General features: G+C 70.8%; 11 protein-coding genes, 1 pseudogene and 2 riboswitches. Of the genes and pseudogenes, 5 read left to right on the forward strand and 7 right to left on the reverse strand.

The genetic code is table 11. From position 1 onward, the window contains the following. The first annotated feature begins 136 nt into the window (after positions 1-136). From aceA to metE, 4 genes are all read left to right on the forward strand, one after another. Positions 137-1420, forward strand: a complete 1284-nt coding sequence (aceA, locus tag ACH5A8_RS06865) for an isocitrate lyase (RefSeq protein WP_398998769.1) — start codon at positions 137-139, stop codon at positions 1418-1420. Between the two features lie 114 nt (positions 1421-1534). Beyond that, the gene (gene aceB / locus ACH5A8_RS06870; protein ID WP_398998771.1) at positions 1535-3127 is read left to right on the forward strand and encodes a malate synthase A; all 1593 of its coding nucleotides are present in this window, start codon (positions 1535-1537) and stop codon (positions 3125-3127) included. Next, positions 3124-3993, forward strand: coding sequence for a 3-hydroxybutyryl-CoA dehydrogenase (locus ACH5A8_RS06875; protein WP_398998773.1), 870 nt, complete (start codon positions 3124-3126; stop codon positions 3991-3993). Before aceB ends, ACH5A8_RS06875 begins: the two co-directional genes overlap by 4 nt. A gap of 193 nt (positions 3994-4186) precedes the next feature. Next, positions 4187-4415: riboswitch (cobalamin riboswitch) on the forward strand. 166 nt (positions 4416-4581) lie between these two features. Continuing rightward, on the forward strand, positions 4582-6900 hold the full coding sequence (metE, locus tag ACH5A8_RS06880) for a 5-methyltetrahydropteroyltriglutamate--homocysteine S-methyltransferase (protein WP_398998775.1): 2319 nt from the start codon (positions 4582-4584) through the stop codon (positions 6898-6900). 88 nt (positions 6901-6988) lie between these two features. Here the strand turns inward: metE and ACH5A8_RS06885 are convergent. Further along, positions 6989-7161: pseudogene (locus ACH5A8_RS06885) on the reverse strand (citrate/2-methylcitrate synthase); the annotation flags it as partial. Positions 7162-7281: 120 nt separating this feature from the next. Between ACH5A8_RS06885 and ACH5A8_RS06890 the strand changes: the two are divergent. Beyond that, positions 7282-7902: a histidine phosphatase family protein gene (locus tag ACH5A8_RS06890; protein WP_398998777.1), complete on the forward strand. Its 621-nt coding sequence runs from the start codon at positions 7282-7284 to the stop codon at positions 7900-7902. Here ACH5A8_RS06890 and ACH5A8_RS06895 read toward each other — a convergent pair. From ACH5A8_RS06895 to ACH5A8_RS06920, 6 genes are all read right to left on the reverse strand, one after another. Continuing rightward, a complete protein-coding gene (locus ACH5A8_RS06895) occupies positions 7881-8219 on the reverse strand; it encodes a hypothetical protein (RefSeq protein WP_398998779.1) in 339 nt (112 codons plus the stop codon). The genes ACH5A8_RS06890 and ACH5A8_RS06895 overlap by 22 nt on opposite strands. A 147-nt stretch (positions 8220-8366) precedes the next feature. Then, positions 8367-9119, reverse strand: a complete 753-nt coding sequence (locus ACH5A8_RS06900) for a CbtA family protein (protein ID WP_398998781.1) — start codon at positions 9117-9119, stop codon at positions 8367-8369. A 21-nt stretch (positions 9120-9140) separates the two neighbouring features. Continuing rightward, positions 9141-9362 carry a CbtB-domain containing protein gene (locus ACH5A8_RS06905; RefSeq protein WP_398998783.1) on the reverse strand — a complete coding sequence of 74 codons (222 nt, stop codon included), beginning with the start codon at positions 9360-9362 and terminating at the stop codon, positions 9141-9143. Between the two features lie 36 nt (positions 9363-9398). Continuing rightward, positions 9399-9542: riboswitch (cobalamin riboswitch) on the reverse strand. A 281-nt stretch (positions 9543-9823) separates the two neighbouring features. Beyond that, entirely contained in the window at positions 9824-10648 is an 825-nt protein-coding gene (locus ACH5A8_RS06910; protein ID WP_398998785.1) for an ECF transporter S component, read from the reverse strand. Further along, the gene (locus ACH5A8_RS06915) at positions 10645-12291 is read right to left on the reverse strand and encodes an ABC transporter ATP-binding protein (protein ID WP_398998787.1); all 1647 of its coding nucleotides are present in this window, start codon (positions 12289-12291) and stop codon (positions 10645-10647) included. Before ACH5A8_RS06915 ends, ACH5A8_RS06910 begins: the two co-directional genes overlap by 4 nt. Beyond that, positions 12288-13424 carry an energy-coupling factor transporter transmembrane component T gene (locus tag ACH5A8_RS06920; RefSeq protein WP_398999766.1) on the reverse strand — a complete coding sequence of 379 codons (1137 nt, stop codon included), beginning with the start codon at positions 13422-13424 and terminating at the stop codon, positions 12288-12290. Before ACH5A8_RS06920 ends, ACH5A8_RS06915 begins: the two co-directional genes overlap by 4 nt. Positions 13425-13436: the final 12 nt, after the last annotated feature.

Here is a 13436-nt window from a genome sequence, read left to right on the forward strand (position 1 = left end):
GCCCGGCAGCATTGCTCACCTTCGTCTCCCGGGATGACGGCGGGCCGCATCACAGCGATTCGACACGCAGTGCCACACCCGTCGTTCAGGACAGGCGGAATTGGCAATCTGCACAGACCGAGAGACGGTGACCGTCATGGCAGAAGCGAGGACGCAGACAGCCGAGGAACTGGCCCGACGCTGGGCCACCGACCCCCGGTGGCAGGGCATCGAGCGCACCTACAGCGCCGAGGACGTCGTCCGGCTCTCCGGCAGCGTCCGCGAGGAGCACACCCTGGCCCGGCGCGGCGCCGAGCGACTGTGGCGCCAGTTGCACGAGCAGGACTACATCCACGCTCTCGGCGCGCTCACCGGCGGCCAGGCCGTCCAGCAGGTGAAGGCCGGTCTGCAGGCCATCTACCTGTCCGGCTGGCAGGTCGCGGCCGACGCCAACCAGGCCGGCCACACCTACCCCGACCAGAGCCTCTACCCCGCCAACTCCGTGCCGCAGGTGGTGCGTCGGATCAACAATGCGCTCCTGCGCGCCGACCAGATCGCCACCGCCGAGGACGGCGGCGACACCACGGACTGGCTGGCACCGATCGTCGCCGACGCGGAGGCCGGCTTCGGCGGTCCGCTGAACGCCTTCGAGCTGACCAAGGCGATGATCGCGGCGGGTGCGGCCGGCATCCACTACGAGGACCAGCTCGCCTCGGAGAAGAAGTGCGGCCACCTCGGCGGCAAGGTCCTGGTGCCGACCTCCCAGCACATCCGCACCCTGAACGCGGCCCGGCTCGCCGCCGACATCGCCGACGTGCCCACGGTCGTCATCGCCCGCACCGACGCGCTCGCCGCCAACCTGCTCACCACCGACGTCGACGAGCGCGACGCCGAGTTCGTCACCGGCGAGCGCACCGCCGAGGGCTTCTACCGCGTCCGCAACGGCATGGCGCCCGTGATCGCGCGCGGCCTGGCCTACGCCCCGTACGCCGACCTGATCTGGGTCGAGACCGGCACCCCTGACCTGGACCAGGCCCGCGAGTTCGCCGAGGCCATCCACGCGCAGTACCCGGACCAGATGCTCGCCTACAACTGCTCGCCCTCCTTCAACTGGAAGGCTGCGCTGGACGATGACCAGATCGCAAAGTTCCAGCGGGAGCTGGGCGCGATGGGCTATCGCTTCCAGTTCATCACCCTGGCCGGCTTCCACTCCCTCAACCACGGCATGTTCGACCTCGCCCGTGGCTACGCCGAGCACGGCATGACCGCCTATGTCGACTTGCAGGAGCGGGAGTTCGCCGCGCAGGCGCAGGGCTTCACGGCCGTCAAGCACCAGCGGGAGGTCGGCACCGGCTACTTCGACCTGGTCTCCACCGCCGTCAACCCCGCTTCCTCGACAACCGCGTTGGCCGGTTCCACGGAGGAGGAGCAGTTCCACTAGGCCGGCCCTTCAGGACCTGTCCGGTCTGCCCCGGGTGTCCGGGGGTCGTACGACCGTCCCCGTCCGACCCCCGCATCCCGCACCCGCCCGCCCGCCCTGCCCGCAGGAGAAGCGATGTCCACCAGTGCCCTGACCCACCGTGTCCGTGTCCTCGCGCCCCCTGGCGACCGGCACGACGAGATCCTCACGCCCGCCGCCCTGGACTTCGTGGGCCGCCTGGCCGCGGCCTTCGGCCCACGCCGGTCGGACCTGATGAGGGAACGCCGCCGGCAGGTCCTGCGCCTGACGTCGGGCTCGCCGCTCGACTTCCCGATGGTCACCTCCGCCATCCGCGCCGACGCGACCTGGCGGGTCGCACCACCCGCCCCCGGGCTGACCGACCGTCGCGTCGAGATCACCGGCCCACCGGACCGCCGGATGACCGTCAACGCCCTCAATTCCGGGGCCAAGGTCTGGATGGCCGACTTCGAGGACGCCACCGCACCCACCTGGAACAACGTCGTCGGCGGCCAGCTCAACCTGCTCGACGCCATCGAGCGCCGCATCGACTTCACCACACCGGAGGGCAAGGAGTACCGGCTCGGCGAACAGCTCGCCACCATCGTGGTCCGGCCGCGCGGCTGGCACCTGAACGAGGAGCACCTGGAGTACGAAGGCCGCCCCGTGCCCGCCGCGCTCGTCGACTTCGGCCTGTACTTCTTCCACTGCGCCCAGCGGCAGATCGACGCCGGGCACGGCCCCTACTTCTACCTGCCCAAGCTGGAGAACCGCTACGAGGCCCGGCTCTGGAACGACATCTTCGTCACCGCCCAGGACCTGCTCGGCATCCCCCGCGGCGCGATCCGCGCCACCGTCCTCATCGAGACGATCACCGCCGCGTTCGAGATGGAGGAGATCCTCTACGAGCTGCGCGAGCACAGCGCCGGCCTCAACGCCGGCCGCTGGGACTACCTGTTCAGCCTCATCAAGACCTTCGGCCACCGCACCGACTTCCTCCTGCCCGACCGCGCCAAGGTCACGATGACCGCCCCCTTCATGCGCGCCTATACCGAACTCCTCGTGCGCACCTGCCACCAGCGCGGCGCCCACGCCATCGGCGGCATGGCCGCACAGGTGCCGGACAAGGACCCGGCCGCCCACGAGGCCGCACTCGCCAAGGTCCGGCTCGACAAGGAACGTGAGGCAGAAGACGGCTTCGACGGCTCCTGGGCCGCCCACCCCGGCCTCGTCCCCGTCTGCCGCGAGGTCTTCGACGACGTCCTCGGCGAACGCCCCCACCAGATCGACCGGACGCGGGACGACGTGGACGTGACGGCGGCCGACCTGCTCTCCGTGCGCCGCATCAGCAACCCCCCGACCACCGAGGGCGTCCGCACGAACATCGCCGTCGCGCTGCGCTACTTCGCCGCCTGGCTGCGCGGCCAGGGCGCCGTCGCCCTGTACGGGCTCATGGAGGACGCGGCCACCGCCGAGATCGCCCGCGTGCAGATCTGGCAGTGGCTGCGACACCGCGTGATCGACCGGGAGACGGTCCTCGCACTGCTCGACGACGAGATCGCCTCGCTCGGCGCCGAGTATCCCTGGGCTGATGTCCAGGACGTCCGCGCGCTCTTCGAACGGACTGCTCTGGCGGGCGAACTGCCTCTCTTCTTCACCCCTGACGCCTACACCCGGCACCTCGTGCGCCGGACGGGGGCTGGAGCATGAGCGGGGACATCCGGCGCGCCGGCGTCGTGGGTGGCGGTCAGATGGGCGCCGGTATCGCCGAGGTGTGCGCACGGGCCGGGCTCGACACCGTGGTGTGCGAGGTGGACGCGGTCGCGGCCCGAGCCGCACGGGACCGGGTGGCGGCCTCGCTGGACCGCGCCGTAGGGCGGGGCAAGCTGGAGCAGGCTGCCGCGCAGGACGCCCTCACCCGGCTCGTCTTCACCGGCGATCTGGAGGACCTGGCCGACCGGCAGCTCGTCGTCGAAGCCGTCGTGGAGAACGCGGACGCCAAGACGGAGGTGTTCGCCGCTCTCGACAAGATCATCGAGGACCCTGCCGCCGTTCTCGCCACCAACACGTCCTCCCTCCCGATCATGCGGCTCGGCATGGCCACGAGCCGCGCGGACCGGGTCGTGGGACTGCACTTCTTCAACCCTGTCCCCGTGCTGCCACTGGTGGAGGTGGTGACATCGCTGCATACATCGGCCGACACGACCGCCATCGTCGAGGACTTCGCGGCCCGCGTGCTCGGCAAGTCCGTCATCCGTTCCCGGGACCGGGCCGGGTTCGTCGTCAACGCGCTGCTCATCCCCTATCTCTTGTCGGCGATCCGCATGGCGGAGTCCGGCTTCGCCACTGCCGCCGACATCGACACCGGCATGGAGCTGGGCTGCGCTCACCCGATGGGCCCGCTGAGGCTGGCGGACCTGATCGGCCTGGACACCGTCGCCTTGATCGCCGAGTCGCTGTACGCCGAGTTCCGGGAGCCGCTCTACGCGCCTCCGCCGCTGCTCCAACGGATGGTGGAGGCGGGACTGCTCGGCAGGAAGACCGGCCGGGGGTTCCACTGCTACAACCGGGTCTGAGGGCCTCCTACGACGCGGGGGCTGAGGAGCTCGTGCCGCCACAGGTGTGAGGGTCCCCGCGCGGAGTGACAGGGGAAGGGCGGGAAGCGCGTGTGCAGCAGGCTTCCCGCCCTGTGGACCGTACGGCGCGATGTGGGCCGCCTCACCGTCCAGATGACGGACGTGCTGCTCTCTTCTCTGACGGTGACCCCGTAGGCTGGCCGGTGCAGCTGGTTCGCCCCGTCCGCCAGGCGGGATGCGTCGTAAGAGGGAACCCGGTGGGAATCCGGGACTGCCCCGCAGCGGTGAGCGGGAACGACCGCCGTCATACGCACTGGGCCCGGCAGGGCTTGGGAAGCGACGGCCAGTAGGTGTCTCGTACGACTTCGTACGACGAGACGCGCCCGCGAGTCCGAAGACCTGCCAACTGCCCGTGTGCGAACCACTCGTGCGCGGACATCCCGGTGACCTCGAGGGCGGGTCGGCGACCGTACCAGGCGGAGGACCGCGCTGTGCCGCGCGGGCTCGTACCCGTCCGGTTCCGTCACCCCTTCGCGCTCTCGTCCCGTCCCCGGGATCTCAGGGATTCATCTCGCGAAGGAGATCTCCGTGACCACCAAGCCCGCAGCCGCGGCAGCACGCGCCACCGTGTACGGCTACCCCCGCCAGGGACAGAGCCGGGAACTGAAGAAGGCGATCGAGGGCTACTGGAAGGGCCGCATCACCGCCGACGCCCTCCACGCCACCGCCGCCGACCTGCGCCGTACGAACTGGCAGCAGCTCGCCGAGGCCGGCATCGACGAGGTGCCCACGGGCGACTTCTCGTACTACGACCATGTCCTGGACACCACCGTCATGGTCGGCGCCATCCCCGCCCGCCACCGGGAGGCCGTGGACGCCGATCCGCTCGGCGGGTACTTCGCGATGGCCCGCGGCACCCAGGACGTCGCGCCGCTGGAGATGACCAAGTGGTTCGACACCAACTACCACTACCTGGTACCAGAACTGGGTCCGGACACGGTCTTCGCCGCCGACGCGGCCAAGCAGGTCGCCGAGCTGAAGGAGGCCCTGACCCTGGGCCTCACCGCCCGACCCGTGCTGGTGGGCCCGGTCACCTACCTCCTGCTGGCCAAGCCCGCACCCGGTGCCCCGAGCGACTTCGAGCCGCTCACCCTGCTGGACCGCCTGCTGCCGGTGTACGCCGAAGTCCTCGCCGACCTGCGGGCCGCGGGCGCGGAGTGGGTCCAGCTGGACGAGCCCGCCCTCGTCCAGGACCGCACACCGGCCGAACTCAACGCAGTCACCCGCGCCTACCGCGACCTCGGCGCCCTCACCGACCGGCCCAAGCTCCTCGTAGCGTCCTACTTCGACCGGCTCGGCGAGGCCCTCCCGGTACTCGCCAAAGCCCCGGTCGAGGGCCTGGCCCTGGACTTCACCGAGGCCGCCTCCGCCAACCTGGACGACCTCGCCGCCGTCGGCGGCCTGCCCGGCAAACGCCTGGTCGCCGGAGTCGTCAACGGCCGCAACATCTGGGCCAACGACCTGGCCAGGTCCCTCTCCACCCTGGGCACCCTGCTCGGACTGGCGGACCGCGTCGACGTGGCCGCCTCCTGCTCCCTGCTGCACGTCCCGCTCGACGCCACCGCGGAACGGGACATCGAGCCGCAGATCCTGCGCTGGCTCGCCTTCGCCCGGCAGAAGACGCGCGAGGTCGTCACCCTCGCCAAGGGCCTCGCCCAGGGCACCGACACGATCACCGCCGAACTGGCCGCCAACCGTGCCGACCTCGCCTCCCGGGCAGGCTCGCGCATCACCCACGACCCGGCCGTGCGCTCCCGCGCCGCCGCGGTCACCGACGCCGACGCCCGCCGCTCCCAGCCCTACGCCGAACGCTGCGCGGCCCAGCGCGCCCACCTCCGCCTGCCCCTCCTGCCGACCACGACCATCGGGTCCTTCCCGCAGACCGGCGAACTGCGCGCGGCACGCGCCGACCTGCGCGCCGGCCGCATCGACACGGTCGGCTACGAGGAACGGATCAAGGCGGAGATCGAGGAGGTGATCACCTTCCAGGAGAAGACCGGCCTGGACGTCCTGGTGCACGGCGAGGCCGAGCGCAACGACATGGTCCAGTACTTCGCCGAGCAGCTCACCGGCTACCTCGCCACCCAGCACGGCTGGGTCCAGTCCTACGGCACCCGCTACGTCCGCCCGCCGATCCTGGCCGGTGACATCTCCCGCCCCGAGCCGATGACCGTCCGCTGGACGACGTACGCCCAGTCCCTCACCGACCGGCCGGTCAAGGGCATGCTCACCGGCCCGGTCACCATGCTCGCCTGGTCCTTCGTCCGCGACGACCAGCCCCTCGCCGACACCGCCCGCCAGGTCGCCCTCGCCCTGCGCGACGAAGTCAATGACCTGGAGGCGGATGGGACATCGGTGATCCAGGTGGATGAACCCGCACTACGTGAGACCCTCCCCCTGCGCGCCGCCGACCGGGCCGAGTACCTGGACTGGGCGACCGAAGCCTTCCGCCTCACCACCAGTGGGGTCCGCCCGGACACCCAGATCCACACCCACATGTGCTACGCCGAGTTCGGCGACATCGTCCAAGCGATCGACGACCTCGACGCCGACGTCATCAGCCTGGAGGCCGCCCGCTCCCACATGCAGGTCGCCCGCGAACTCGCCGCCCACAACTACCCCCGCGAGGCCGGCCCCGGTGTGTACGACATCCACTCGCCTCGCGTGCCGAGCCCCGAGGAGGTGGCGGACCTGCTGCGCACCGGTCTTCAGGCCATCCCCGCCGAACGGCTCTGGGTCAACCCCGACTGCGGTCTGAAGACCCGCGCCTGGCCCGAGACCCGCGCCTCCCTGGAGAACCTGGTCGCCGCCGCCCGCACCGTCCGCGCCGAACTATCTGCCTCGTAACCTGACCGGACACGGAACGAGGCCGGGGCGCCACGAGCGCCCCGGCCCTGCGCTCTCCGCCGGACAGCGCGCCGGCAGCCATGTATCCCTACTCGGCCGTCGGCACCGCCCGCTGGCCCGGTCCCGCGCGGGCGGATCAGAGCGTCGCGGGCGAGTTTGTTCGGTGATGTGGGCAGTCCAGCCGGTCACGCGGCTCATCACGAAGATCAGGGCATCCCGCATGATGGGCACGCGGGAGTCACCGTGGTTGTAGACGCGGTGTGGTACCGAGAGGGTTTATCAGGCCGTCCAGCAGGCGGTGCACAAGACGACCGTGACCCGGCCGTCCCGCAAAGCGGTGGGCACCCACGCCCCCATGACACCGACAGCAGGAGCAGCCCCGTGACCAGTCGCGTCACCTTCGTCTCACCGGCCACGAGCCCATCACTGCGAAGGGCCCGGTTCTACGACGGCGACTCGATCGATGACACCGGCACGGCTCGCGCCCGTGCGGGCGCCGGGTCACTGTCCGTGCCCGCGCACGTGCTCGTGTCCCCGAGTGCGCGCTGTCGGCAGACGGCGAGCGCGCTCGGCCTCGACGGCGGAGAGACGCCGGAGCTGGCCGGGCTGGACGTGGGCCGCTGGCGAGGCCGCACGCTGGAGGCGGTGGCGGCTGCCGAGCCGGAAGCCGTGGCCCACTGGCTCACGGACCCGTGCAGCGCACCGCACGGGGGTGAGTCCGTACAGGTCCTGTGCGAGAGGGTCTCACGGTGGCTGGAGGGAGCGGGGGCTTTCGAGGGTCGTGTGCTCGCTGTGGTCGAGCCGGAGGTGGTGCGGGCGGCGATCACACAGGCGTTGGACCTACCCGCCACTGTTTTCTGGCGCCTCGATGTGCCACCGCTCACGGTGACCGAACTCAGCGGCCGAGCCGGGCGCTGGAATCTGCGGCTCGGACGCCCCCTGGGCGTGCCGGACGTCGACTGGGACTCAACTACCGGCGCTCAGGGCTCTAGGGCCCGGTGACGGCGCAGCAGCGACGCCAACTCGCACCGCAGGCAGGCACCAGCAGCATTCGTCCGGGTGGCCGGGCTTTCGGGGCAGGTCGTCGACGATGTGCGGACCTGCCCGCTGCAGCCCTCCCCCTGTGCGGCAATCAGTGCCTCCAGGTCGCGGAGTAGTTGTTCGGTGCGTTTGGCTTGCTGGGCGAGGACCCGCACCCGGGCGCTCTGGCCGCCGATCTGCCGTCGGCTGGCGATCAGTTGGTCGTATTCCTCCCGGGTGAGGGCGACCGCCTCGCGGCCACCGAGGGTGATGTGGCGCGGCTGGGGGGTTTTGGCCACTCGGTTCCTCCGCTCATCGGCCGGGTGGTCCGCGTAGGGTCGGGCTGCACTACCGAGCCGTACTCACTCTTCCGTCGGAATCGGTGTCCGGAGAACGCCAGAAGGCCCCCGGATGGTTCCGTAGGGCCCTCTGTTGTCCGGAAGGAATCAGTGCGCGGCCGGAACCGCGCGGCCGCTCGCGGCTGCCGCCGGCTTCGGGTGCAGCAGGCGTTCCGCCAGTTCGCCGAAGAGCAGGCCGAAGCCGGCCCACATCGCGGTCTGGATGGCCAGTGCGGACAGCCGGAACCGCCACAGCAGGGCGGCCGGAAAGTCCTTCGGCACCTCGTTGATGACGGGCAGGAACTCGTAAGCCAGACCGATCATGACGGCGAACGCGGTCACCGCGACCACTGTCGCCCACCAGGTGCCGAGACTGGGCGCCAGGCGCTTGCCCAGGAGGGTGGCAGCGACCGCGAGGAGGACGCTGAGCAGCATCATCAGGAAGTACAGCGTGGTCCGCTTGCTGATGGTGTCGGGATCGCCGACCGACGGCGGGTTCGCCGGGTACTTCAGGAAAGGCACGACATAGACGGCGAGCAGAGCGCAGCCGGACAGCAGCAGCGCGGTCGCCCGCGGGCTGAAGCGGCCCACGCGGCCCAGGGCGAAGCAGTACGCGAGGGCGGCGATGCCGCCGAAGGCGACCCCGTAGACGAGGACGCCGGTGGCGAGGCCCGCGGTGGACTGCAGGGAGCGGGAGACGACTTCCATCTCGTGCTCGTGGGAGTGGGCGTCCTCGAAGGCGATCGCCTTGTCGACGCTCGGCTCACCGAGGAGGTAGGCGACGACGAGGGCGAGCACGCCGGCGGCAAGGCCGGCGAGCATGCCCCGCACGAGGAGATTTCTTACCGTTGCGGAGTTCATGGGAGTCGGGCGTCCCTCGCGTCAGTGGCAGGGGAAGCCGAGCAGGTGGCGTGCGTCGTGCACCCACTCGTGGACGTCCGTGCCGTTGAACACGGAGGTGGCGCCCTGCTCGGCGCCGACGAAGTACAGCAGGACCAGCATCAGGATGCCGAAGAAGACCGCCCACGGCGCTATCGCCTTCAGCGGCAGCTTGGCGGGGATGGTGGGAGTGGTGGCTGTCGGCTGGGCGACGGTCTGCGCCATGGCAGAACCTCCTCTGGGAGTTCGCGTCCCATCTCGGTGGTGCACAGGACGACGGCCACGGGTCTGACTCACGCGACACCCGAGAGGTGTCCCGCATACAGTGGCGCGACCGTGCCGGATTCCCACCGGCTTCCGTCTCGCCGTCGTCGATATCGGACAGACCGTACCGCGTGGTGCGGGCACCGGCCAAGACCGCCTTCCTCCCAAGTGATCTTCCTCTCCCACCGCCCGGGACGGTGCGGGTTCGGGCTTCGGGACTCAGCGGTGACCGAACACCGGTGGTCGTTCGTCGACGAAGGCGCCCATGCCCTTCTTCCGGCCGACGGTCGCCAACAACGCGTAAGGGGACCGTTGTCCGAAGCGGACGCCGCGGGTTCCAGGCACACCACTCGGGCTGCGCCGCGGTGGCGACGGCGATCGCAGCCTCGGTCTCGTCCCGATTCGCCAGGGGCATCTCCGAGTCAGCGAGGCTTGGATGCAACCGTCCTCGGGCCCGCGAAGCGCACGGGCGCACTGAAGCGGGCCTTGCGCGCGGCCCGCCGGAAGGTGGTCAGTACGGCTGGCCCCGCCAGCAGCACGCACACGAAGTTGGTGATGGCCCGCCCGGTGTCCCAGCCCAGCGAGGTGGCCAGGTCGAAGGCGACATAGCGATGCCACTGCTCCGTGAAGGGCAGACCCGGCAGGTACGCGATCGAACTGTTGGGATCCAGGGAGAAGGGCCAGAAGGAGAGGTTGAGGAGGAAGCCGAAGAGGTAGCCGGAGAGCGAGCCGTAGACGGCCAGCATCAGCACCTCACGCCGGCCGCTCGCTCGGGGGAGGAATCCGGCGAGCATCCCCACGAAGGCGCAGCCGAACATCTGATACGGCATCCACGGGCCCACTCCCCCGGTGATCAGTGCCGAAGCGAACAGCGAGGTGCAGCCAAGCACGAAGCCGAAACCTGGGCCGTACACCCTTCCTGCCAGGACCAGGACGAAAAAGACGGTCTCGATGCCCGCAGTTCCGGCGCCGAGCGGGCGCAGGGCGGCGTTGACGGCGGAGAGCACGCCCAGCATGGCGAGCGACTTGGAGTCGATGCCGCCCTCGGCGATCTCCGAGAGGACCACGCACAGGACCAGCACCAGCAGGACGCCGAAGATCAGCGGGGGCGCGTAGTTGGAGCCGAACGTGCCCGGCGCGACCACGAAGGGCCAGAAGAAGGCGACGAGTCCGAGGAAGGCGGCCAGTGCCATGATGACGCCGACGCGCGGGGTCAACCGGATGGCATTGCCGATGCGCGTACTCATGGGCGTGCTGCCTCGTCTCGTTCGGTGCCGAGCGCCTGTGCCACTTGGTGGACCGTCAGGAACGGCAGCGGGGAGAGGATCTTCGCCGTCTGCGGGGCGAACGTCGGCGAGGACACGATGACCTCCGTGGTCGGGCCGTCGGCGACGACATCGCCTTCGGCCATGACCACGACGCGGTCGGCGGCCCGGGCGACGAATTCGACGTCGTGCGTGGAGATGACGATCGTCCGGCCCTCCTCCGCGAGAGCGTCCACGATGCCGATCAGTGCCGTCTTGGCCCGGTAGTCCAGTCCCCGGGTCGGTTCGTCCAACAGGACGACCCGGGGCGCGGCGGAGAGCTGGATGGCGAGGACCAGAGTGAGTTTCTGCCCCTCGGAGAGATCTCGGGGATGGGCGGAGTCGTCGATGCCGGGAGCCAGCCGGTCGAGCAGGGCACGCGCCTTGATCTCGGTGCCCGAGTCCGCGTCGGCTTGGGCGAGTTCCTGCTTGACGCTCTCCAGGTAGAGCAGGTCGGTCGGGGTCTGCGGGACCAGCCCGACGAGCTGCCGGGCTTGAGCCGGCGGCACGGAGTGAGGGTCCGTCCCGCCGGTACCGCCGCTCACCCGCACGCTTCCCGCCCGGCGCGGTCCGGAGCCCTGCAGGGCCCACAGGAGCGAGGACTTGCCGGAGCCGTTGCGGCCCATCAACGCGGTGACTTCGCCCGCGTGCAGGTCGAGGTCGACTTCGCGTACGGCGGCGACGCCCCGGTAGGCGACCGTGATGCCGCGCGCGGTCAGCAGCCGCGTCCGTTTGTCGTGCGGCAGCGGCGGCCGGACGGGCACGGGTAGGCGGTCGGCGAGCGTGGCTCGCAGTGGTGCGGCGGCGCGGCGGGCGTCGCGGATGGACAGGGGCAGCGGCGACCATTCGGCAGCCCGGCCGAGCTCCACTATCGGTGGTGCGATGGTGGACGTGCGGAGGATCTCGGCGGGTGAGCCGATGCGGGCATGCCCGTCGCCGGGCAGGTGAATGACCCGGTCCGCGTACTGGACGACGCGTTCGAGGCGGTGCTCGGCCATGATGACGGTGACGCCGAGGTCGTGGACGAGCCGGGTGACGGCGGCGAGGACCTCCTCGGCCGCGGTCGGGTCCAGGGCGGAGGTGGGTTCGTCCAGGACCAGGACGCGCGGGTGGGCGGTCAGGACCGAGCCGATGGCGACGCGCTGCTGCTGGCCGCCGGACAGTTCGTGCAGGGCGCGGTGGCGCAGGTCGGCGAGGCCGAGCAGGTCGAGGGTCTCCTCCACACGCTTGCGCATGGCCGCGGCAGGGATGGCCAACTGCTCCATGGCATAGGCCAGTTCCTCTTCGACCGTATCGGTGACGAATCCGTCGATCGGGTCCTGGCCGACCACGCCGACGACGTCGGCGAGTTCACGCGGGGGGTGCTCTGCGGTGTCGCGGCCGTCGACGGTGACGCGTCCGTACAGGGTGCCGCCGGTGAAGTGCGGCACCAGTCCGTTGACGGCTCCGAGGAGGGTGGACTTGCCGACGCCCGTGTGCCCGACGACAAGGCAGAGTTCGCCCTCCTCCACCGTGAGGTCGACGTCGCGCAGGGCGGGCCCGGCCGCGTCCTCGTACTGGACGGTGACCTGGTCGAAGGTGATCACGGTGTTCCGGCTCTCTGGGCGGGGCTGGGCGGAGGGGCGAGGAAACCGGCCGTTCCAGCGAGGAGGATCGCGGCGGTCGGGACGAGAGGGAGGTCCGGCCAGGTCAGCGGGTAGTAGGTGGGGTTGAGCTGAGCGGGGTCGTAGCCGAGATTGCTGAAGAGCAGGACGGCGGACAGCACTCCGCTGCCGGCGACGGCCCACTCGGGAAGGCTCCAGGGGTCGGGCCGGTAGACGGTGCGGGTGACCCGCCGCCCGCCCAGTCGCAGACCCGCGACGCACAGGACGGCTCCGACGGCCATGGCCGGCAGTCCCAGGAGTGCCGGCGCGGTGGCATCGAGGAGCCCGTACGCCCCCGCGCACAGACCGCACATGCCCAGCAGCATCAGCGCGCCGGTGACGCGGCGGGAGCGCCGGGTGGCAGTGCCCGCCCGGCCGTATCCGCGCGAGTCCATGGCGGCGGCCAGCCGCAGGGAGCGTTCGAGGGCCTCCTCCAGGACGGGCACCACGATGCCGCGCAGCGCCCTCATTCCTCGCGTGCGTGCCGCCCGCAGCTTCTTGGCACGGGCGACGCGTTGCACGCTCTGCACCAGCTGCGGCGCCACGCTGATCGCGACGGTGACCGCCACGCCGAGTTCGTACAGCGCCCCGGGCAGGACGCGCAGCGCGCGTTTGGGGTTGGCGAGGGTGTTGGCGGCGCCGATGCAGCACATCATGCAGGCCAGCCGCAGCCCGTCGGTGGCCGAGGACAACAGTGCCTCCAGCGACACCGGACCGCCGATCCTGATGCCGGCGTACCAGCCGGGGGTGGAAATGTGCGGCAGGGAGAAGAGGAAGTGGTCGCGCGGGGTGATGCCGGTGGCGAAGACCGCGCGGAAGAGGACGCGGATCGCCACGACCGTCAGGGCGAGGTAGAGGTAGTACTTGAAGCCCCGCGCCCACGGGGCTTCGGTGCGCCGGGCCGTGACGACGTAGCCGAGGACGGCGAGCACGAGGAACAGCAGCAGCGGGTTGTCGGTGCGGCTGACGGCGGTGGCCAGGGCGAGGGCCCACACCCACCAGGCCACCGGATGCAGCGTGCGCGGGAGGCGCCGGCCGCCGCTGTCGGACACCGCGGCGGCCGGTGACGCCTCCATGGTCGTACGAGC

This window comes from Streptomyces sp. NPDC018610, from assembly GCF_044391765.1.
GTDB lineage: Bacteria > Actinomycetota > Actinomycetes > Streptomycetales > Streptomycetaceae > Streptomyces.

Excerpts from the sequence above, each read along its gene's own strand:
- aceB (WP_398998771.1), top strand. The coding sequence starts at position 1,535 with ATGTCCACCAGTGCCCTGACCCACCGTGTCCGTGTCCTCGCGCCCCCT.
- ACH5A8_RS06875 (WP_398998773.1), top strand. The coding sequence starts at position 3,124 with ATGAGCGGGGACATCCGGCGCGCCGGCGTCGTGGGTGGCGGTCAGATG.
- ACH5A8_RS06905 (WP_398998783.1), bottom strand. The coding sequence starts at position 9,362 with ATGGCGCAGACCGTCGCCCAGCCGACAGCCACCACTCCCACCATCCCC.
- ACH5A8_RS06920 (WP_398999766.1), bottom strand. The coding sequence starts at position 13,424 with ATGGAGGCGTCACCGGCCGCCGCGGTGTCCGACAGCGGCGGCCGGCGC.
- ACH5A8_RS06900 (WP_398998781.1), bottom strand. The coding sequence starts at position 9,119 with ATGAACTCCGCAACGGTAAGAAATCTCCTCGTGCGGGGCATGCTCGCC.
- aceA (WP_398998769.1), top strand. The coding sequence starts at position 137 with ATGGCAGAAGCGAGGACGCAGACAGCCGAGGAACTGGCCCGACGCTGG.
- ACH5A8_RS06910 (WP_398998785.1), bottom strand. The coding sequence starts at position 10,648 with ATGAGTACGCGCATCGGCAATGCCATCCGGTTGACCCCGCGCGTCGGC.